We start from the raw sequence: 20,635 nt of genomic DNA on the forward strand, positions 1-20,635 counted from the left end.
GGGTGTTTTGTTGTTATTTTATTGTTGCAAAGTTTGAAAGTTGGAGTGTTGTAAAGTTGTTGCCGAGAACGAGGATAAACCAACAACAAAAAACTAAAACGATGGAAGACTAAAATGACTTTTCCCTAAACCCTAAACCCTAAACTTTCCATCCTTCTTCCATCCATCCTTCCTTACTTATTCACTTTCCAACCCTCTTCTTTATCTAATTTTAGTCGGTATGTTTTGGTAATAAAATCGCTATTCTCGTCGCTATCTTTTTGAAATGGAGCAAAAACAGTATTTACTTTTTTAAGAGAAACGGTAACTTTTGCATTTTTATCGTTAACACGAGAAAAGTTAACTGGTTTTTCGCTTGAGAGCTCATAGTTAACAACTTTAACGGTAGCCTTATCGTTATCTTGTTTTAGAACCAAATCGCTGGCTTTATCGGTCAATTTAATCAAATAAACGAAGCTGCTATCTTTTGATAAAAATTTCTTTTTGCTCTCTTGTAAGGTTAAAGTGATAAAACCTTCGTTGGCTAAAGTTTTATATTTTTCTAACTCGCCCATTTCCTTTCGGCTATTAAAGGTGATTTCGCCAAATTCAAATTTATCCGTTTTATATTCTGGGTTTCCTTTTAAGTAAGTTACAATCACATCAGAAGCTTCTGCCTCACTAATGGTTGCTACGTTTTTGCAAGCGCCAAAGGCGATGGTTATTAAAGCGATAAATATATATGTGTATTTTTTCATGTTTAACATTTATGTTTTAATGAAGGATTCTTTTAATCCTTAACTTTTTTAAAGATATTCCCCTTTTTTATATTTTCCAAATTAGGAAGAATTAAGGCGCTTAAGATAATGAAAACGCCTAACCAACGCCAAATGTTTACATCTTCGTGTAAAACCAAACTGCTCATCATAACTGCAACTGGTAATTCGGCACTGCTTAAAATAGAACTTAATGTTAAACCAATTTTAGGAATGCCTGATGCAAAACAAAGTGGAGGAATAAAAGTGCCAAATATGGCTAAAATAATTCCCCATTTTAATAAACTTCCGCCTAAAGCACCATTGATTAAAAAAGTAGGAGGTAGGCAGATAAAAATTAAGATACAGGCTCCGGTTATCATCAAAGCACTCTTTTTTAAAGGTGGATAATCATTACCCAGTTTGCCGTTTAACATTAAAAAAATGGCATAACACAAAGCTGCTAACATGCCAAATAGTATGCCTTCTAAATTAATAGGTTCATTACTGCTTTCTGTAAAGCCACTGGCTAAAACTGTTCCCCCTAAAATAATAAACACCGCTAAAATTTGCATTTTGCTTGGCTTCTTTTTATAGATAAAAAGCTCTAATAAAACGCTAATCCATACAAATTGCATTAATAAAATAATGGCTAATGAGGCTGGTACTAATTTTACACATTGATAATAAAACATGCTTACCAAGCCTGTAAACGTGCCAGCGGCCAAGAGTTTAAACCAATGTGTTTTAGATTTAGGGTAAACTTTTTTGCCAATTTTAGTCTCGATGAAATAAAATAGCCACAATAAAATAGCCCCAAAAAAGGCTTGTGTGCCTGTTACATCGCTTAGCGAATAACCATCGGCGTAAGCCAATTTTACAAAAGTAGAGAGAATGCCAAAACTGCAGGCACCGAATAACACAAGAAGAATTCCTTTGAGCATAACCCCTTAATCCCCTGAAGGGGAAATTAGTTTAATTGAATCGTTTATTTTTTACTGTCTCCGCCAAGGCGGATATTTAGGGATTTAATTGTCTTAAATAAAGTTGTACCGTATTTTCCAAACCATAATATAACGCATCGCTAATTAAGGCATGGCCGATAGAAACTTCTATTAAATTCGGGATATTTTGGGCGAAATATTTTAGGTTATCTAAATCTAAGTCGTGACCAGCGTTTAAACCTAATCCCAATTCATTTGCTTTTTTTGCCGCCGCGATGTAAGGTGCAATTGCGGCATCCTTATCTTTATGGAAATCACTTGCATAAGCTTCGGTATACAATTCAATTCGATCTGTACCTGTTGCTAATGCACCTTCTACCATTTCAATTACTGGGTCTACGAATATCGAAACTCTTATGCCTTCATTTTTAAAAAGTGAAACCATTTCTTTTAAATATACTTGCTCTTTTATGGTGTCCCAACCATGGTTTGAGGTTATCTGACCTAAAACATCAGGTACTAAAGTAACTTGTGCAGGTTTATTTGCTAAAACAAGGTCGATGAATTTTTGCTCTTTGCAATTGCCTTCGATGTTAAATTCAGTTGCAATTACCGCCTTTAAATCAAAGGTATCTTGGTAGCGGATGTGTCTCTCATCAGGACGAGGATGTACAGTAATACCTTGTGCACCAAAACGTTCGCAATCTAATGCTACCTTAACTAAATCGGGATTATTGCCACCGCGACTGTTGCGTAAAGTTGCAATTTTATTAATGTTGACTGATAATTTTGTCATAGTGCAAAGATACGGAATTAAGAGCGAAGGCAAAAGGCTTAAAGGGTGAAGGTTTAAAGCCTGAAATTTCAATCATTAAGCTTATGAGCCTAGATAGGTTAGGTAGTTTAGTTTGAGATAATAAACTCTTTTTCGCTGTGCAAAATCAACACACTTTGTGTTTAACTATTAATTCTTAGCAGGAATAAGTTCAATTTTTTTAGCTTTAAAACGCCCGTCAACAATCTCTCCAGTTACTTTCGCAGTGTTAATTACATTACAAAAACCATGTTTTTCATCATGTGCATCACCAAAATCATCGATGCCTTTTCCGTCAACAAAATAAGGTTTGCCATCAATTTTAACAGCTAAATCACAGCTTTTGCCAGTCATTTTAAACTTACATTCTCCACAAGCAATTTCTACAATTTTATCTTTAATAACAGTTAATTGTTGAGTTTGCGGTTTTTGATTAGTGGTTTGTGCGTTTGCAGAAAACCCAATAAATGCTATTAAAATACTGAAAACTAGATTTTTCATAAAAATGGATATAAACCACAAAAATAAACATAATTATTACGAAAATATGAATTCAGATTAAAGCGCATAAGACTTTTTTTTTGATTAAAATTGTAAACTCAAATTCCTATTAGTTGAAAGAAACAAATCTCTATAAATTACTCATTGGCCTAATGGCAATAGTTAGTATTGTGCCGTTGTTTGGTGGTATAATGGAGAATGATTCTGCACTATATGCTTCTATCTCTAAAACCATGGCGCTCAATAACGATTGGTTTAATCTTTACGTTAGAGGTAATGATTGGTTAGATAAGCCCCACTTAACCTTTTGGTTTGCGGCATTGTCATTTAAAGTTTTCGGAATAAATGCGTTTGCCTATAAATTGCCTTCGTTTTTGTTTGGATTATTAGGTGCGTACTACACTTATAAATTTGGCAAACGACTTTACAACGAGAAAATAGGCTTGTCAAGTGCATTAATTTTTATAAGTGCTTTGCATGTAATTGTTTCTACTTTTGATGTTAGGGCAGAAATATATATCTGTACCTTTACATTAGGCGCTATTTATCATTACTATAGAGCTCATGAGGGTTCATTTTGGCATATTGTTTTAGGTTCGCTTTTCGCTGCCTGCGCAATTATGATTAAAGGAATTTTTGTGCTAATTCCTATATTTTTAGGTTTTGTTGGCTACTGGATTTTCACCAAACAATACAGCCAACTCAGTAAACCAAAATGGTATCTGGCTATTATTTTAGTTTTATTATTCATCACCCCAGAATTATATAGTCTATACATTCAGTTCGACCTGCATCCAGAAAAGTTGGTATTTGGCAAAACAGAAGTATCGGGCTTAAAATTTTTCTTTTGGGATAGCCAGTTCGGAAGGTTTTTTAATACCGGGCCAATAAAAGGTAGCGGAGATATTTCCTTTTTTCTTCATACCACACTTTGGGCGTTTTTACCTTGGTCTATCTTGTTTTATGCAGGCGTTGCCAATCTTTTTAAAAAAGTCACAAATGCCAAACTACCTAAAGCAACGATGATCATTTGGGCAAGTGCATTTTTTACATTTTTGCTTTTTTCGTTTTCTAAATTTCAGTTACCGCATTATATCATTATCATATTTCCACAATTTGCTATAATAACTGCGGTGTACTTAGATAGCTTAACAGTAAAGGCTCAAAGCGTATTTTCAATTATTCAAAATTGTGTTTTTGTAATTATAGTTATATTGCTGGCAGGCTTAGCAGTTTACTTTAATGTAGATTACAAATACATTGGTGTTGCTATATTGTTTATCATTTTGGCTTGGGCGTTTGTGTTATTTAAGGGAGATTTTCGAGAAAAAATCGTTGCCAGAAGTGTTTTTGCCTCAGTTGCATTGATGGTTTTTCTTTCCGTTTTCTTTTATCCTTCGTTATTAAAATACCAATCTGGAATGAATGCTGGCAATTGGTTAAGCAAAAATATGCCAGATGCCAAGCCCGCAGTATTAATGCATTTAGATGCTTACACTTTTGATTTTTATGCACCCACAGCTCCTTTGTATTTTAACAATTACGATGATTTAGAGCGTTATCAGCCTAAAAACAGTTTAGTAATTTATACACCCGAAACAGAGTTGAAAGTGCTACAGGAAAAATATCAAACTGTTGTTTTAAGAACCTTCGAATACTATCGGGTTACCAGATTAAAGCCAAAATTTTTAAACTCAAAAACCAGAGCGCAGGTTTTAGAAAAATTTGTGCTCGTAAAAATTAATTAAGATGGATTGGTTGTTTCGGATCGTAAAATTTGGTTTAACTGGGCTTTTGGGAATGGTAATAGATTTCGGTGCGACCTGGTTTTTTAAGGAAAAAGTAAAAATCAATAAATATGTGGCCAATGCAATTGGCTTTACTTTGGCAGTTTGTAACAACTATCTTATTAACCGCATCTGGACTTTCGAAAGTGCCGCTACAGATTGGGCTACTGAAGGAAGTAAATTTATTTTGGTAAGCTTAATTGGTTTAGGTTTAAATAGTTTAATTCTCTACCTATTCCACCAACGTAAAAACGGAATTAATTTTTATGTGGCTAAATGCTTTGCCATCTTAATTGTATTTGTGTGGAATTTCTTGGCAAATAGCTTTTATACTTTTTCTTAATTTGTTTGCTTCATTATAGTTTTTGTGGTAATTGCGCCGTTTAGCGTAAAAGATCTAATCGCTAAAATTCTTATCCTGTGGACACAAATATTAAGGTGTTGTGCGCTCTATGCCGCGGGGCATTTTACTTTTGAAGCATCAAAAGTAAACAAAAATGCTTGTCGATCCCTCTATGTGCCTTTTCACTGGCGAACGCTCATCAAAAAAACAGCGGCACTTCGTTTTGTTCGTTTGGGGTAAATTAAAGTGTTTGCAAACCCGAACACAAAACCACTGCGTTTAAGGTTTGGTAGTGCTATTTTTTCTAATGCACTCCTGTTTTTTTGATTTTTCTGGCACTGGGGATTGACGGTCGTACTTAGGTTTACACAGCAACATATGAATCGAGCCTAGCAAATTGCCAAATACGATGAGTAAAAAGGTTTGTCCGCATTACAGGAGGTTAGGGACAGGGTGATGAAAGTTAACCCTAAACGTATCTTAAACCTTCAAACTAAATTTCCTTATTGAGCTTAGGTTATATTTAAACAGCTGCTTTGTTTTAGGTTACAGAACTATAAATACCATAGCATCAGTGTTTTATGTAAAATAAACCTGATTGAAGTGGAAAGTTTTTGCGGTAATACCTTACACTATTCCACTTACATTCTTAAAAACTTGGAACAAAAAGCAGGGCTACATTTGCCAAACGCTACTAACATTGTTTTTCAAAAAATAATTTATGTGCCTATAAAAGACTTAAATATGGTTGCACAGAAAAATCAATGCATAAAAAAAGAGATGTACAAAACGTACATCTCTTTCAAAAATCTCACGACTGAGATTGCTTCGATCCTCGCAATGACGCGAAAGATATTAGTATCTGTAAGTATCTGGTTTAAAAGGACCTTCTACAGCTACACCGATATAATCTGCTTGGTGCTGATCTAAAACATCTAACTCTACACCAATTTTTTCTAAGTGTAAACGAGCAACTTTTTCGTCTAAGTGTTTAGGTAACACATAAACTTTGTTTTCGTATTTACCAGGGTTAGTCCACAATTCTAATTGAGCTAAAGTTTGGTTAGTAAACGATGCACTCATTACAAAACTTGGGTGACCAGTAGCGCAACCTAAGTTAACCAATCTACCTTCGGCTAAAACGATAACGTCTTTACCTTCAATTGTATATTTATCAACTTGTGGTTTAATTTCTACTTTAGTATCGCCGTAAGCGCTATTTAACCAAGCCATGTCAATCTCATTGTCGAAGTGACCAATGTTACAAACAATAGCTTTGTCTTTTAATGCTCTAAAGTGTTTTTCGCGAACAATATCACAGTTACCTGTAGTAGTAACAACGATATCAGCTTCCTGAATTGCAGTGTCTAAACGTTTAACTTCGTAACCTTCCATTGCAGCTTGTAAAGCACAAATTGGATCAATTTCTGTTACAATAACACGTACACCTTGCGAGCGTAAAGATTCTGCAGAACCTTTACCCACATCGCCGTAACCACAAACAACAGCAACTTTACCAGCCATCATTACATCAGTAGCTCTTCTAATTGCGTCTACTAATGATTCGCGACAACCGTATTTGTTATCGAATTTAGATTTTGTTACCGAATCGTTAACGTTAATTGCAGGTAAATGCAAAGTTCCGTTTTTCATTCTTTCGTACAAACGGTGTACGCCTGTAGTGGTTTCTTCAGATAAACCTTTAATAGCTGCAATTAGCTCTGGGTATTTATCAAAAACCATATTAGTTAAATCGCCACCATCATCTAAAATCATGTTTAAAGGTTGGCGGTCTTCACCGAAGTGTAAAGTTTGCTCAATACACCAATCAAAATCAGCTTCGTTTAAGCCTTTCCAAGCATAAACCTGAATACCAGCAGCAGCAATTGCAGCAGCGGCATGATCTTGTGTTGAGAAAATGTTGCATGACGACCAAGTTACCTCAGCACCCAATTCTACCAAAGTTTCAATTAAAACTGCGGTTTGGATAGTCATGTGCAAACAACCCGCAATACGAGCGCCTGCTAAAGGTTTAGATGGTCCGAATTCTTTTCTAAGTGACATTAAGCCAGGCATTTCTGCTTCGGCTAGTCCGATTTCTTTGCGGCCCCATTCTGCCAGTGAAATGTCCTTAACTTTGTAAGGAACATAAAGAGTCTCTACTGATGACATATTTTTTGTTTTTAATTTAGTGCAAAGTTACGGCATAGCTTTGTGAAACCCAAACTTATAGCATTGGTTGTGTTTTTGTATTGTAAATTTCCTTTAGAAAAAAAAATGTCAGTAGCTTTTGGCTTCTGTAGCCCTGCTAACCGCTTTATTTCGCTGCGCTACATGTTCGCTAATATCAGGTTTATGAAACAAAGTTTGTGCATCAAAAGCAAAAAGCATAAATTTAGCCAAGCAATGAAAATAAAAGTTTTAGGTATATTGTTGATACTGGCTTCTAATACAGAAGGATTATTCCACTGGCTAAAACATCATTTAATTACTTGTCCGTTTAAATCGCTAACAGGTATAGATTGCCCAGGTTGTGGTATACAGCGTTCTATTGTAGCTTTGCTACAAGGAGATTTTTCGTCTTCTTTTAAGTTATATCCTGCTACAATTCCCATCATCGGTTTATTCGCTTTTACCATTATTCATCTCAAATTTGAAGTAAAAAACGGTGCGTTTTTTATAAAAATGCTTTATATTGCTGTCACTTTAATTATTGTAAGCAACTACATCTATAAAATGTTAACCAATCAACTAATTTAAAAACAATGTCTGAAGAACAAATCCCACAAGAAAACCCACAACAAAACAATCCTTTTCAACAACAAAATCCTTTTCCTCCGCAAAATGGAGGTATGGGTTTTAATGGCATGCAACAACCTCTACCTAACGCAACTATTGTGTTAATTTTAGGTATTTTGTCTATATTAACCTGTTGTTGTTATGGGGTAATTGGTTTAATATTGGCAATAGTTGCCTTAGTATTAAGCAAAAAAGATAGAGCACTTTACGCATTAAGTATGGGCTCGTATACAGAGGGTTCATTTAAAAATTTAAATGCAGGCCGCGTTTGTGCAATAATCGGATTGATTTTAAATATCATTTATTTATTGATCTGTATTGTTTTTATTGCCATGTTCGGTTTTGCGGCATTGTCAGATCAAGAGGCAATGAGAGAAGCATTACAAAATTTGCAATAAGCAAAATTGTTAATTTAAAAGCGGGTTGATGTTCATTTATCAACCCGTTTTTTTTGTGGCTGTAAGTCAGTATATTGTTATTTTATTTTTGCTAAAATATAAGCAGATTAGATTTGTTATCTTTGTACTTTAATTTAAAAAAGAAAAAGAGATGTATCCAGAATATTTAGTAGAACCAATGCGTGCTGAGTTAACAAACGTTGGTTTTGAAGAATTAAAATCGGCTGAAGCGGTTGATAGTGCAATTAAAAGTGAAGGTACTGTATTTGTTGTAGTAAACTCTGTTTGTGGTTGCGCAGCAGCAAATGCTCGTCCGGCGGCTAAATTGGCAGCTTCTAATGCTAAACACCCAGATAAATTAGTTACTGTTTTTGCAGGTATGGAAAAAGATGCTGTTGATAGAGCAAGAGGTTATATGATGCCTTTTCCTCCTTCTTCACCGTCAATGGCTTTGTTTAAAGATGGTAAATTAGTTCATATGATTGAGCGTCATCAAATTGAAGGCCGACCAGCGCAAATGATTGCCGATAGTTTAATTGGTGCTTTTGAGCAGTATTGTTAGGCTAGGAGTACACAGATAAAGGTAATTACACCAATTTATTGACTGTTATTTAAAACCCATCTTGTTAAGCAGGATGGGTTTTTTGTTATCATATTTCTACTATCGGCTGGTGTCTCACCTGCCGTAACTTTGAAGTAATTATGGGTGTGGTCGGTAAGATACCCGACCATTAGGAAAAATGCATTACGATGCCCAGTCGAGCTGAGCATGACGATACGCCTAAATTTGTCTATCGGCTGGTGTCTCACCTGCCGAAATTTTGGAGTAATAATAAGTATGGTCGGCAAGACACCGACCATTAGGAAAGGCTTATGGGTTAGATGAAAATTAGGAGTGGCGCTTCGACTACGCTCAGCGTGACAATCTCTAATGGTTTGTTTTTCTTCTATATCAGTGAGTATATTGCTTCTTTGTTAATTCGCTAGAACGGAGCATACTTTAATAGTAGCGAAAAACTTTTTGTTAATAAACCCGATGGCACGAAAAGCCCCCAATTCTTCATTGGGGCTTGTAGGAACAGCGGGGCAGGACCTATCCCAAGATTTACTGAAGTATCTTTTCAAATACGAAAACATTTTATAACGCAATGATTTGCTTGTCACATATCGGTTAGTTGACAATACAGAAACTTTGGAGTATTTAAAGGATGGTTGGTGAAACACTGAACACTCGGAAAATTTTATTGAGTTTGGTGATCAATTATCAAAAGTCTTTGTTCAATAATTTCTCTAGCTCGCCAAAAGAAACATTCATTCTTACTCTGCCTTGTTTTGCGTAGGCAATCTCGCCAGTTTCTTCTGATATGATTACTGCTACTGCATCAGTAGTTTCAGAAACCCCGATACCGGCTCTATGGCGTAGGCCAAATTGAGGTGGTAATTTATCATTATCCGTTAAAGGTAAAATGCAGCTTGCGCTTTTAATTTTGTTTTCGGCAATTACAACGGCTCCATCATGCAGCGGACTGTATTTCTGAAAGATGCTTTCTAATAAGCGTTTTGATATTTTTGAGTCGATTAACTCGCAACTGTTGCTAAAAAGTTCGTCGTCGTAAAACTTTACGAATACAATTAAAGCGCCGGTTCTAGATTTTTTCATGCTTTTGCAAGCATCAATAATGGGTTTAATTCTAATTAAATTATCTCGTTCTAAATCTTTACTGCCAAATAAATAACCCCACCAAGCTTTGTTTTTTTGTAAAAATGTGTTTTTGCCTAAATGCAATAAAAATCGCCTAATTTCTGGCTGAAATATGATAATGAGCGCCATGATACCAACACTCATAAATTTATTGATGATGGTAGAGAGCAAATCCATGTTTAAACTTTTTACCAAGTGGTAAAAAAGAAAAATAATGAGCATGCCTAGCAATAAGTTTACCGCTAGGGTATTTCTTATTAAACTATACACATAATAAATAAGGATGGCTACAACTAAGATGTCGATTATGCTAACCCAGGTAATTTTTTCTAGAAGGAAATCAATATCAAAGTTTTTCATTGAGCCTAAGTTAGTTATTTAGATGGTTGAAATCAATTTTAGGAGAGGTATTGATTGAAAAAGGAGTGTTTTTTTTAAGAATTTGTTTAAAAATTAGCCAATCTCACTTTTTCTGATAGTTTAATACATTCAATTGCGGCTTTAACATCATGTACCCTTAAAATTGACGCTCCTTTTTGTAAGGCAATTGTGTTTAAAACGCTAGTTCCATTTAAAGCATCCTCATTTTTAATGTTTAATACTTTTGTAACCATAGATTTTCTTGAAAAGCCTACTAAAATAGGCAGATCGAAAATATTAAGGCATGTTAGTTGTTGTAAAAGCTCGTAATTATGTTCAATTGTTTTGGCGAAGCCAAAACCTGGGTCGATAATGATGTCTTTTACACCCAATTTTTTTAGTGCAGCAATTTTTTCAGTGAAATAATTAATCACTTCTAATGTAACATTTTCATATTTGGGTTCAATTTGCATTGTTTGTGGAGTGCCTTTCATGTGCATCATAATGTAAGGTACATCGAGTTTGGCAACGGTATCAAACATCGCATGATCTAAACTTCCGCCAGAAATATCATTTATTAAATGTGCTCCGGCAGTGATGCATTCTTCGGCTACTTTTGCCCTAAAAGTATCTATAGAAATTAATGTTTCAGGAAATTCTTTGGCAATAGCTTTAATAATTGGAATAGAGCGGCTTAGCTCTTCATCTACACTAATATCGGTAGCGCCAGGTCTTGATGAGTATGCACCAACGTCTATAAAAGTGGCTCCTTCATTTACAAAGTTCTCCGTCCTTCTTAATGCCTCATCTATATCACTTATTCTGCTTTTTTGGTAAAAAGAATCGGGAGTTACATTTAAGATGGCCATTACGCTTGGCGAACTTAAATCTACCAGTTTGCCTTTACAATTTAGTGTTACTTTTCGGTTTAAAAATGTATCTTTAGCCATCATTTAATACAAAAATAGGCATTAAAATGTCTTTAAACTAAATATTTTAATTGTTTTGGCAGTAAATACATCTCACGAATACGATAGCGTAATAACGGTTTGCAAATCGCTTTTTTTAAAGAAAACCAAAGATTATGGAACGGCTTGGCGCATCTTAAGGCCATCGTCTATAACCGATCAGATTTTTATTAAAGCGCAACGCATTAGAACTTTAGAAGAGAAAAAAGTTTCTAAAGTAGGAGAGGATATTACATCTGAATATATTGGTATTGTGAATTACTGTGTAATTGCCATGTTGCAACTAGATTTAAGCGATAGCGACCCGAATGAATTGGAAGTTGAGCTCGTTGAAAATTTATTTGATCAAAGAGTTAATGAAACTAAAGAATTGATGTTTGCTAAAAACCACGATTACGGTGAAGCTTGGCGAGATATGCGTATCAGTTCATTAACAGATTTGATTTTGATGAAAATATTAAGGGTAAAACAAATTGAAGATAATTTGGGTCATACAGTAGTTTCTGAGGGTGTAAAAGCTAATTATCAGGATATGTTAAACTATTCGGTTTTTGCTTTGATTAAACTTGGGGTAAAATAAAAAATACATCAACCACTAAGAAACAAAGATCCGCAAAGATTTTTTAGCTTAAAAACATTTTTATAGCTTAAATATAAATGTCTCAAATCTCACATCTCAAATCTCACATCTCATCATGCAAAAAATAGTTTTAAATTTCTCAAGATGGTTTGTTGGTTTATTGTTCATTTTTTCTGGATTAATTAAAGCCAATGATCCGCTAGGTTTTGGCTATAAGCTGCAAGAGTATTTTGAGGTTTTTCATATTTCGTTTCTAAACGATTGGGCTACAGGTATTGCCATCATTTTATGTGTTTTAGAAATCGTTCTCGGCGCATTATTGTTATTTGGCTTTTGGATTAAGCAAGTAACCAAAGGATTATTGGCTATCATTATTTTCTTTACGTTTTTAACTTTTGTATCTGCTGCTTTTAAAGTGGTTACCTCTTGTGGTTGTTTTGGAGATGCCATACCGCTAACACCGTGGCAATCTTTTGGCAAAGATTTGGTATTGTTGGTAATGATTGTTTATCTATTTATTCATAGAGGTAAAATTCATCCGGTTACTACAAAGCCTGGCGTACAAAGTGGGCTATTTGCTGCAGTTTTTTCTGCGTCTTTATTTTTTGGAACTTTTACCTATAACTATTTGCCAATTGTAGATTTTTTGCCTTATAAAGTAGGCTCGAGCATTCCAGAAAACATGAAAATCCCGGCAGGTGCTGCACAAGATGAATACTTAATCATGTATGAGCTTAAAAACAAAAAAACTGCAGAGACTAAAACCATGAGTGATAAAGATTACCTAAAAGAGGAGATCTGGAAGGATGAGAATTGGGAAATTGTTGGTACACCAGATAAAAAACTGATTAAAAAAGGTTATGATGTGAAAATTAAGGATTTAATGATTGCGGATGCCTCTGGAACAGATTACACCAAAGAATTAATAGAAAATCCGTATTATAATTTAGTTGTAGTGGCTTATGATTTGAAACACACAGATGAAAATGCCATTGGTGAGATTAATGCATTAGCTTTGAATGCTGCAGAACAGTTTAATATTCGCACTGTTTTGTTAACCTCAAATTCTGCTCAAGATGCAGCTGCCTTCAGCAAAAAAATGAAATTATTTACAGAGGTTTTTTATGCAGATGCCGTGCCGTTAAAAAGCATGGTAAGGGCAAATCCGGGAGTTTTATTATTAAAAAATGGAGTTATTATTGATAAATGGCATTACCATGGTTTGCCATCTTTTGATGAATTGACGGAAGATTATTTTAGCAAATAATGGGAATTTACGCACTTAGAAAATTAATATATGGCTTTGCGGTTATGGCAGGCGTAATTTTAGTTGTTTTTGTGTTGTTTAATATTTTACCTGGTGATCCGGCTCGGATGACAATGGGGCAGCGTTCTGATGTGCAATCTTTAGATGCGGTGCGTAAAGAGTTTGGCTTAGATCGCTCTAAGCCCATTCAGTTTTTCTTATACATTAATGACTTATCTCCAATTAGTGTTCATCCCAACTTGGCAGAAAATCAAGAAAAATATCAATACCAAGAGCTTTTTGCCATTGGCGATGATGTAGTTGTTTTAAAGGTTCCTTACCTCAGAAGATCGTATCAAACCAAACGAGATGTCACAACCATTCTTTCTGAAACAGTGCCCAATACTTTTGTATTGGCATTAACAGCTATGATTTTCGCTACCCTAATTGGCGTTTTTTTAGGGGTAATTTCAGCAGTTCATCAAGGTACATGGATAGATAATGCCGCAAATACTTTCGCAATTTTGGGTATATCGGCACCCTCATTTTTTGCAGGGATTATTATTGCTTGGTTATTTGGTTTTGTATTGGCAGATTACACTGGTTTAAATATGAGCGGCAGTTTGTATAGTTATGATCCTTTTAAAGGAGAAATTATTACCTGGCGAAATTTATGGTTGCCGATGATCACTTTAGGTTTACGGCCACTAGCCATTATTGTACAATTAACTCGCAGTGCGATGTTAGATGTATTGGCACAAGATTACATTCGTACGGCAAGAGCAAAAGGATTAAGCAGAAATGCAATTATCTATAAACATGCATTAAAAAATGCTTTAAATCCGGTAATAACAGCGGTATCTGGTTGGTTTGCATCGCTTTTAGCGGGCTCATTTTTTGTGGAATACATTTTTGGCTACAATGGATTGGGAAGAACTACGGTTACCGCTTTAGAGATGTCGGATTTTCCGGTAGTAATGGGTTCTATTTTATTTATTGCCTTTGTGTTTGTGGTGGTAAATATTTTAGTCGATTTGCTCTATGCGTGGGTAGATCCGAGGGTAAAACTTTCGTAGACTTGAGTAATGAGATTTGGGACAAAGTTTGCCAGCAATAGAATAATTTTTCAATAGATAATATATTAAAATGAAAGTTTTCCTAATAGGATTTATGGGCTGTGGTAAAAGCACTAAAGCCAAGCAATTGGCTAATCGTTTAGAGTGCCCAGTAATTGATTTAGATGCTGAAATTGTAAAAAGTCAAGAAATGTCTATCGCCGAATACTTTGAGAAAAATGGCGAGGCTGCTTTTAGACAATTAGAAAGTAAGACACTAAAGACATTTAGTTATCCGGCTACTTGTATTGTAGCCACTGGTGGCGGGTTGCCATGCTTTTTCGATAATATGGAATGGATGAATGCGAACGGAAAAACCATTTATTTGGAAATGACACCGCCTCAATTGGTATCACGCTTACACAATAGAGAAAAAAGGCCGCTTCTTAAAGGAATGGATGATGAACAATTATTGGCTTTTATTGAAATGAAATTAGGTGAAAGAAATCCGTTTTATAACCAAGCACAAATTGTAATTAATGCCTTTGATTTAGATCCAGAGATTTTGGAAGAACGATTGAAAAATAATGCGTAAAGATTCGACTTATGTTGATAAATCTAAATAGACAAGGGGGTTGAATGTTAACTTATAAGAAAAATATACATTAAAAATTATTTAGCGTAAATAGCCCATTTTCTTCTGCTTTTTAATTTCCATAGCTGTTTCATACTAAATAGGCTAGTTTTTATCAGGTGAAGTAAATGTTTGAACTATACTTCATCTATACTTCATCCATACTTCATCTATGCTTCATCTGTACTTGAGCTATGCTTGATCTCCTGAGGTCTTGAAAAATTTTAACTTATGGTTAATATAAATCGAGAACTCAAGAGCGAATTTTTTATGAGGCACATCTCGTTTTTAACCTTAAAGACATGATTAGCTGAAGTCAATTCCTTATTTTTGCCGCTCATAATACTGAGATGAATATAAACCGAGCCCAACTTAAGGACATTAAAGAACTTGAAGCACTAGTGAACTCTGCCTATCGTGGCGAAGACTCAAAAAAAGGATGGACTACTGAGGCTGAAATTCTTGATGGCATTAGGGTAGATGAAGAAGCTTTGAAAATACTTGTAGACAAACTGGAAGTAACTATCCTAAAGCTTAATGACATTAGCGATAAAATTATTGGTACTGTTTGTTTGGAGGTAAAATCTCATGAGCTTTATCTTGGTATGTTTGCCGTATCACCTCTTGATCAGGGCAAAGGGATTGGCAAGGCACTTTTATTGGCTGCAGAAAATCATGCTCTTCAAAATAACTGCAAAAAGATTGTTATATCGGTGATTAGCACTCGAGTTGAACTGATTGAATGGTACAGGCGTCATGGCTATGTGAGTACTGGAAATTCTATCTCATTTGATGAAATAGAAGGTAGGTTTGGTGAGCCAAAAGTTTCAGCAATTAGCCTAATAGAAATGGAGAAAGTACTTGTATTTGATGAAAAAAAAGGTTTGCTGCAATAATTCTCAATTAGGGAAAATTCTGTATTTAAGGATACAGTATAATGCTCTAAATCCATCTTTAAGTCCGATTTTCTTACCCTCTGCATAGGTTCTGCCGTAATAGGAAACACCAACTTCATATATTCTTATTTTTGGAATCGCTGCAATTTTGGCAACTATTTCTGGTTCGATGCCAAAACGCCTTTCTTTTAACTGCAAGGTTTTGAGGATGGCGGTATTGAATACCTTATAACCGCATTCAACGTCCGTAAGGTTTAGGTTAGTCATCACATTACTCAACAGGGTGATGAGTTTGTTTCCCATAGAATGCCAAAAGAACAATACTCTATGAGGTCGGTTACTTATAAATCTTGAGCCCAATACTACGTCGGCTACGCCTTCAAAAAATGGGGTGAGTAAAAGTGGGTAGTCATTAGGATGATATTCTAGATCGGCGTCTTGGATCAAAAGCAAGGTGCCGGTCGCTATTGCAATTCCTTTTCTGATGGAGCCGCCCTTGCCCAGGTTTTTTGGGTTAGAGCGTAATTTGATCTGGTACCCGCTATGACTATCTATGTATGCTTGAACGAGTTTAACGGAATTATCACTGGAGCAGTCATCAACTATAATAATCTCCAGTTGTACGGGATGCTGGAATTTGACATCGGCGATTCGGTCCAATACCTGAATTATAGTTTGCTGTTCGTTGTAAAGTGGGATGATGATAGAGAGTGTTGTCATATGCTATTTGCCTGTTTGGTATCGCTGCATGTACGAATTTGCCTTTTGGTCGTCGCCCATGTTGTGGTAGGTAACTGCGATATAATAGAGTGCAGTTCGCTGGTTTGGGTTAATTTCTAGCGCCTTCTGAAAGGCATTGATTGCCGTGCTGAAATTTCCATTAGCCGCCAGCGCATTACCATAGTTCATCCAGAGTTCTGCATTATCTGGGTAGGCTACGGTTCCTTGCGCAAAGGCCTCAGCGGCTGCAGCGTAATCCTTGGCGAGGAAATAGGATTCGCCTATCCTTGCGTGGGAGTTTCCATTATATACTTTGTTTGCTAGTGCCTCCTTATAATGCAAAACGGCGCTGTCGAGTTGTTTAAGTTTAACATAAGTATCGGCAAGGTTGAGTTTCATTTCATCAGTGGGTTTTTCGGCCAGCGCCTTTTTGATCCAATTGCTAGCCATGATATAATTTTGTTGGTGGTAGCTAGCAATTCCAAGGTTGCCTTTTACTTCAGTGTTTTTAGGGTCTAAACTATGGGCTAAGGTTAAAATTTCGAAGGCTTTGGTTAGGCTGTCTTTATTTGCAGAAATGGCTATATTTAATAGGCTTGTACCGTAATTGTATTGTGCCCTTGCGCTTGCCGGCACATGTTTAGCATGGGTTGCAAAAAGGGTATCGTTATCTTTCCAGGCTTTGTTGGCAGAAAAAGTTAACATAAAAAGAATAGCTGCTATGGCCATCAGTACTACACCTGGTATTCCTGCCTTTCTAGTATTTAATTGCTGGCCCTGTTCATAAACAAAATAACATCCAGCGATTAGTATACCCAGCAGCGGAGTAAACATGAAACGGTCTGCGGTTGTTGCCCCAATAGTTAAGGCAATATTGCTTGTCAGAAATGAGGTGATGAAGAAAAAAAGCAGTCCAAAACTGATGAATGGTTTGCGTTTGAAATAAAATATGGCAACGGCAAGTAGTGCTATTAGCGCTATTAAGGCCAACCAAAAATCTGCACTTGCCAAATTGGAGCATGGGATTTGAGGGTAGGAATAGTCGTAAGAGAGATCATTTGGGTAAAAAACATGTAATAAGTTTCTGCCTAAGATGGTAATAGCCGTCAGTTTTTGTGAGACCCAGTCTGGACATGCCAGCAGCGAATTATCTTGATAGCTGTACAGTATTGCAGGCGAGCGGTTGATCACGGCGGTTCTTATTACCAACCACACTAGCGTTACCCCGATCAATGGCAGGGTATGCCTAAATGCGATCCCTAATTTTTGTTTTTTGATCTGCACAAAAAGCAGTATCCAAACGGGTACAAAGGCAATGGCACCTTCTTTAGATAATAGGGCAAGAAAAAGAAATATACAACTCTGCCAGTTAACTGTTTCTTTCTTTAGCAGTTGGTTGCTCGCCAGTACAAAGAAAAGAAAGGCTAGCAGTTCATCAAGGCTTTTGATATTGGCTACTACTTCTGTGTGCAGCGGATGGAGGGCAAATAGCAGCGAGATACAAAATGGTAGCCACTTATTCAATCCTGAAAATAGTGTTGTCAGCAACCTGAATAAAGCAAATATAGTTGCTGTATAAGTAAGGATTTGGATGGCATGATAAAGTTTAGAATTACCAGGCGCAATAGCCCACTCTGTGGCAAAAACAATTAATGAAAGTGGGCGATAGAGGCCGCTGCCGGTTTCCCAATAACCCTTCCAGTAAAATGTGGTAAATATATCGTTAAAACCTGCAAAGCCCTGTTGTACAAACCTATTTTTGGTAATCACTGCCTCATCGTCAAGTACAAATCCGTGGCTAAGAGTGTTGGCATACACCAGAAGGCAGCTGGCTAATAAAAGGTAGGGTAGATAATTTACGTAGGTAATTTCCTGTTCTAAAGTGTTTTTGTTGAGGGTATTTTTCACTATTATTTTAGCAATTAATGATCATCCTTTTCCTCAAAATTAAATTTAATATTTATAAGTTAAACTATATTTTAGCCATGGTGGTGAAAAGACGATGAGTAGATATCACGAGTAGATAAAATATTTAATTTTATAGATGTAATTTCTTCAGGAATAATGGCTGTATAGGCGGCAACGTATAAATTAAAACGTTATTGCTTATTGTTTTAAAAATCGTACTCTTAAAAGGAGTAAAATATTCAATATTTGTTTGAACACTTAAATTTTTGTAGTAGTTTTGAAGTGAAACCTTTAAGTGTTTATTTCAATAGCGGCTTGTAATTAAACTGTTTAACTTGTTTAAATTCCATTTCCTCTACTAAATTTATTGCTTTATCGACTTTCAGAAAAACCTTAGAATTCAATATTTATTTTAGGGGAATGAAATTAAGTAAAAAACTTTTGACTAAAAGTGCAAAGCATTAAAGTCTAAGTTTAAATTTTTAAAGACTTTATATGGTTAAACATTTACTTTACTATTGCACTCCTTCCACATAATTATTTGCAGCACTGTTTTGTCAGGCATTGTTCAAGGTGAACTATCCTATTGAAATTAGTGATTGCAATAGCTAAACCAATAAAATACTCATTTTAATCTTATTATCAGCTCTAATCATACCCTCTATTATGAATGCTCTACAATCTATTAAAAAACTGCTATTAGCATTTTTTGTGTTCGCTGTTTTTGCAATTTACTTTCCAAAAAATGCTCAGGCTCAAGTTACAGAAACATTTGAAGCTGCAACAGCCGGCAATGCATTTTTTACCACCAATGGAAAAACATTTAATTTAGCAAGTAATTACCAGATTTTTACGGTAGTTAATTTGCCTGGTTTTGGCTATAATGGTACCAATAGATTTATACAAGTTAACGATGGTGCTGCAGCTCAATCTATGGGGCAAATAGGCACTATAACTGCCGCCTCAGCTGGTGCTTTTAAGTTAAATAGTCTTTTCATTTATTTAACTGGAGATGCAGCACAGAATCCTGGAGTTACTGTTAATGGTGCTGCTGGTGCTGTAACCTTTGTAGGGAAACTAGGAGGCATTACGCAGTTTACGGTTGTAAAAAATACTGCAGGTAATAATATAGGATTTGCATTTCCAGGTAATGGTTTTATATCAATTAATTTTGCAACCGAAGGGGGGGCAGATAATACCAATGTTGTTATCGATCAGCTTGAGGTTCAATTGAGCAGTAATTACGATTATTTTGCGATAGACAATTTCACATTCACTGATGCACCTGCGTGTACACCGCCAACAATCACTGCAAACCCGGTTAACAGGTCGATCTGTAATGGGGCGACTACAACATTTACGACATCAGCTACGGGTGCTACTAGCTTTAAATGGCAGGTAGATGTAAACCAATCTGGCACCTATACGGATCTTGGTAATACAGGGCCATATTCTGGTGTTACTACAACTACCCTTACTGTTACCGGTGCAACTTCTATTCTTAATGGTTACCGCTACCGAGCCGTTGCGATTAATGGTTCTGCAAGTTGCGTTACCAATAGCAATTATGGTATATTAAACGTTTCAAATATAACAACATCTGGGGCACAGTCGAATGTTGCTTGCAATGGAGGTTCAACAGGTGTTGCTGCAGTAAACCCATCAGGGGGAATTGGGTCTTATACTTATTCATGGTCGCCAAGTGGTGGCACAGGAAGTATTGCAACTGGCTTATCGGCTGGAAGTTATACTGTTACTGTTACTGATGCAATTGGATGTACAGCTCAAAGGACATTTACTATTACCCAGCCTCCGGTGCTGAATGGCTCAACGGTTGTTACAAACATTGCCTGTAATGGTGGTACAACAGGTGCCATCAACCTTACGCCATCTGGCGGAACACCTCCCTATACATTTGCATGGGCTGGAGGACCAACTACCGAAGACAGGACAGGCCTTGCAGCTGGAACCTACAGTGTAGTCATTACCGATGCAAATAACTGTACAAGAACAGTAAATGCGACAATTACCCAGCCTGCCTCGTCCGTTTCGGGAACGACGGTTGTAACGAATGTTTCATGCAACGGCGGCTCAAATGGGGCGATCAATCTTACGCCAACGGGCGGGACAGCTCCGTATACCTTTAACTGGGGCGGTGGAGTAACCACAGAGGACAGAACTGGCAGAACTGCCGGAACCTATACTGTTGTGATAACCGACGCGAACGGCTGTACTGGAACTGTAAA

The 20,635-nt window shown here is 36.2% G+C and carries 19 protein-coding genes and 1 pseudogene; 11 read left to right on the forward strand and 9 right to left on the reverse strand.

Annotated elements, in window-relative coordinates:
- Positions 1-173: 173 nt before the first annotated feature.
- The 4 genes from AC07XU_RS17565 to AC07XU_RS17580 all read right to left on the reverse strand — a co-directional run bounded on the left by AC07XU_RS17565 (position 174) and on the right by AC07XU_RS17580 (position 2,993).
- A complete protein-coding gene (locus AC07XU_RS17565) occupies positions 174-737 on the reverse strand; it encodes a hypothetical protein (RefSeq protein WP_494944937.1) in 564 nt (187 codons plus the stop codon).
- Positions 738-769: 32 nt separating this feature from the next.
- On the reverse strand, positions 770-1,678 hold the full coding sequence (locus tag AC07XU_RS17570) for an EamA family transporter (protein WP_494944938.1): 909 nt from the start codon (positions 1,676-1,678) through the stop codon (positions 770-772).
- A 76-nt stretch (positions 1,679-1,754) separates the two neighbouring features.
- Positions 1,755-2,474 (reverse strand): pyridoxine 5'-phosphate synthase, encoded by a 720-nt coding sequence (locus AC07XU_RS17575; protein ID WP_494944939.1) that lies wholly within the window; start codon positions 2,472-2,474, stop codon positions 1,755-1,757.
- 168 nt (positions 2,475-2,642) lie between these two features.
- Complete coding sequence (locus tag AC07XU_RS17580; RefSeq protein ID WP_494944940.1) at positions 2,643-2,993, reverse strand: DUF6370 family protein; 351 nt, start codon at positions 2,991-2,993, stop codon at positions 2,643-2,645.
- A gap of 113 nt (positions 2,994-3,106) precedes the next feature.
- On the opposite strand from AC07XU_RS17580, the gene AC07XU_RS17585 reads away from it, so the two are divergent.
- Both AC07XU_RS17585 and AC07XU_RS17590 read left to right on the forward strand, forming a co-directional pair.
- Positions 3,107-4,741, forward strand: coding sequence for an ArnT family glycosyltransferase (locus AC07XU_RS17585; protein WP_494944941.1), 1,635 nt, complete (start codon positions 3,107-3,109; stop codon positions 4,739-4,741).
- A 1-nt stretch (position 4,742) separates the two neighbouring features.
- Positions 4,743-5,123, forward strand: a complete 381-nt coding sequence (locus AC07XU_RS17590; RefSeq protein ID WP_494944942.1) for a GtrA family protein — start codon at positions 4,743-4,745, stop codon at positions 5,121-5,123.
- Between the two features lie 855 nt (positions 5,124-5,978).
- Here AC07XU_RS17590 and ahcY read toward each other — a convergent pair.
- Entirely contained in the window at positions 5,979-7,295 is a 1,317-nt protein-coding gene (gene ahcY / locus AC07XU_RS17595) for an adenosylhomocysteinase (RefSeq protein ID WP_494944943.1), read from the reverse strand.
- A gap of 234 nt (positions 7,296-7,529) precedes the next feature.
- Here ahcY and AC07XU_RS17600 point away from each other — a divergent pair, with 234 nt between their 5' ends.
- The 3 genes from AC07XU_RS17600 (at position 7,530) to AC07XU_RS17610 (ending at position 8,882) form a co-directional block, all read left to right on the forward strand.
- Positions 7,530-7,883 (forward strand): DUF2752 domain-containing protein, encoded by a 354-nt coding sequence (locus tag AC07XU_RS17600; RefSeq protein ID WP_494944944.1) that lies wholly within the window; start codon positions 7,530-7,532, stop codon positions 7,881-7,883.
- 5 nt (positions 7,884-7,888) lie between these two features.
- The gene (locus AC07XU_RS17605; protein ID WP_494944945.1) at positions 7,889-8,320 is read left to right on the forward strand and encodes a CCC motif membrane protein; all 432 of its coding nucleotides are present in this window, start codon (positions 7,889-7,891) and stop codon (positions 8,318-8,320) included.
- 151 nt (positions 8,321-8,471) lie between these two features.
- Positions 8,472-8,882, forward strand: coding sequence for a BrxA/BrxB family bacilliredoxin (locus tag AC07XU_RS17610; protein WP_494944946.1), 411 nt, complete (start codon positions 8,472-8,474; stop codon positions 8,880-8,882).
- 702 nt (positions 8,883-9,584) lie between these two features.
- Here AC07XU_RS17610 and cdaA read toward each other — a convergent pair.
- Positions 9,585-10,382, reverse strand: coding sequence for a diadenylate cyclase CdaA (cdaA, locus tag AC07XU_RS17615; RefSeq protein ID WP_494944947.1), 798 nt, complete (start codon positions 10,380-10,382; stop codon positions 9,585-9,587).
- 86 nt (positions 10,383-10,468) lie between these two features.
- Complete coding sequence (gene folP / locus AC07XU_RS17620; RefSeq protein WP_494944955.1) at positions 10,469-11,332, reverse strand: dihydropteroate synthase; 864 nt, start codon at positions 11,330-11,332, stop codon at positions 10,469-10,471.
- A gap of 55 nt (positions 11,333-11,387) precedes the next feature.
- On the opposite strand from folP, the gene AC07XU_RS17625 reads away from it, so the two are divergent.
- The 5 genes from AC07XU_RS17625 (at position 11,388) to AC07XU_RS17645 (ending at position 15,761) form a co-directional block, all read left to right on the forward strand.
- The gene (locus AC07XU_RS17625; protein ID WP_494944948.1) at positions 11,388-11,930 is read left to right on the forward strand and encodes a DUF1599 domain-containing protein; all 543 of its coding nucleotides are present in this window, start codon (positions 11,388-11,390) and stop codon (positions 11,928-11,930) included.
- Positions 11,931-12,045: 115 nt separating this feature from the next.
- Positions 12,046-13,197 (forward strand): BT_3928 family protein, encoded by a 1,152-nt coding sequence (locus AC07XU_RS17630; protein ID WP_494944949.1) that lies wholly within the window; start codon positions 12,046-12,048, stop codon positions 13,195-13,197.
- Positions 13,197-14,252 carry an ABC transporter permease gene (locus AC07XU_RS17635; protein WP_494944950.1) on the forward strand — a complete coding sequence of 352 codons (1,056 nt, stop codon included), beginning with the start codon at positions 13,197-13,199 and terminating at the stop codon, positions 14,250-14,252. Before AC07XU_RS17630 ends, AC07XU_RS17635 begins: the two co-directional genes overlap by 1 nt.
- A gap of 70 nt (positions 14,253-14,322) precedes the next feature.
- Entirely contained in the window at positions 14,323-14,826 is a 504-nt protein-coding gene (locus AC07XU_RS17640; protein WP_494944951.1) for a shikimate kinase, read from the forward strand.
- Positions 14,827-15,215: 389 nt separating this feature from the next.
- Positions 15,216-15,761, forward strand: a complete 546-nt coding sequence (locus AC07XU_RS17645; RefSeq protein WP_494944952.1) for a GNAT family N-acetyltransferase — start codon at positions 15,216-15,218, stop codon at positions 15,759-15,761.
- Between the two features lie 3 nt (positions 15,762-15,764).
- Here the strand turns inward: AC07XU_RS17645 and AC07XU_RS17650 are convergent, their stop codons facing one another.
- Both AC07XU_RS17650 and AC07XU_RS17655 read right to left on the reverse strand, forming a co-directional pair.
- A complete protein-coding gene (locus AC07XU_RS17650) occupies positions 15,765-16,481 on the reverse strand; it encodes a glycosyltransferase family 2 protein (protein WP_494944953.1) in 717 nt (238 codons plus the stop codon).
- 3 nt (positions 16,482-16,484) lie between these two features.
- A complete protein-coding gene (locus AC07XU_RS17655) occupies positions 16,485-18,389 on the reverse strand; it encodes a tetratricopeptide repeat protein (RefSeq protein WP_494944954.1) in 1,905 nt (634 codons plus the stop codon).
- 666 nt (positions 18,390-19,055) lie between these two features.
- Between AC07XU_RS17655 and AC07XU_RS17660 the strand changes: the two are divergent.
- Positions 19,056-20,635: pseudogene (locus tag AC07XU_RS17660) on the forward strand (hypothetical protein); the annotation flags it as partial.

Source organism: Pedobacter sp. GW456-11-11-14-TSB4 (assembly GCF_059424425.1).

Bases quoted from the DNA above. Each gene is read 5' to 3' on its own strand.
- AC07XU_RS17630 (WP_494944949.1), top strand. From the start codon at position 12,046: ATGCAAAAAATAGTTTTAAATTTCTCAAGATGGTTTGTTGGTTTATTG.
- AC07XU_RS17610 (WP_494944946.1), top strand. From the start codon at position 8,472: ATGTATCCAGAATATTTAGTAGAACCAATGCGTGCTGAGTTAACAAAC.
- AC07XU_RS17605 (WP_494944945.1), top strand. From the start codon at position 7,889: ATGTCTGAAGAACAAATCCCACAAGAAAACCCACAACAAAACAATCCT.
- AC07XU_RS17640 (WP_494944951.1), top strand. From the start codon at position 14,323: ATGAAAGTTTTCCTAATAGGATTTATGGGCTGTGGTAAAAGCACTAAA.
- AC07XU_RS17635 (WP_494944950.1), top strand. From the start codon at position 13,197: ATGGGAATTTACGCACTTAGAAAATTAATATATGGCTTTGCGGTTATG.
- AC07XU_RS17570 (WP_494944938.1), bottom strand. From the start codon at position 1,678: ATGCTCAAAGGAATTCTTCTTGTGTTATTCGGTGCCTGCAGTTTTGGC.
- folP (WP_494944955.1), bottom strand. From the start codon at position 11,332: ATGGCTAAAGATACATTTTTAAACCGAAAAGTAACACTAAATTGTAAA.
- AC07XU_RS17650 (WP_494944953.1), bottom strand. From the start codon at position 16,481: ATGACAACACTCTCTATCATCATCCCACTTTACAACGAACAGCAAACT.
- cdaA (WP_494944947.1), bottom strand. From the start codon at position 10,382: ATGAAAAACTTTGATATTGATTTCCTTCTAGAAAAAATTACCTGGGTT.
- AC07XU_RS17590 (WP_494944942.1), top strand. From the start codon at position 4,743: ATGGATTGGTTGTTTCGGATCGTAAAATTTGGTTTAACTGGGCTTTTG.
- AC07XU_RS17565 (WP_494944937.1), bottom strand. From the start codon at position 737: ATGAAAAAATACACATATATATTTATCGCTTTAATAACCATCGCCTTT.
- AC07XU_RS17575 (WP_494944939.1), bottom strand. From the start codon at position 2,474: ATGACAAAATTATCAGTCAACATTAATAAAATTGCAACTTTACGCAAC.
- ahcY (WP_494944943.1), bottom strand. From the start codon at position 7,295: ATGTCATCAGTAGAGACTCTTTATGTTCCTTACAAAGTTAAGGACATT.
- AC07XU_RS17580 (WP_494944940.1), bottom strand. From the start codon at position 2,993: ATGAAAAATCTAGTTTTCAGTATTTTAATAGCATTTATTGGGTTTTCT.
- AC07XU_RS17645 (WP_494944952.1), top strand. From the start codon at position 15,216: ATGAATATAAACCGAGCCCAACTTAAGGACATTAAAGAACTTGAAGCA.
- AC07XU_RS17600 (WP_494944944.1), top strand. From the start codon at position 7,530: ATGAAAATAAAAGTTTTAGGTATATTGTTGATACTGGCTTCTAATACA.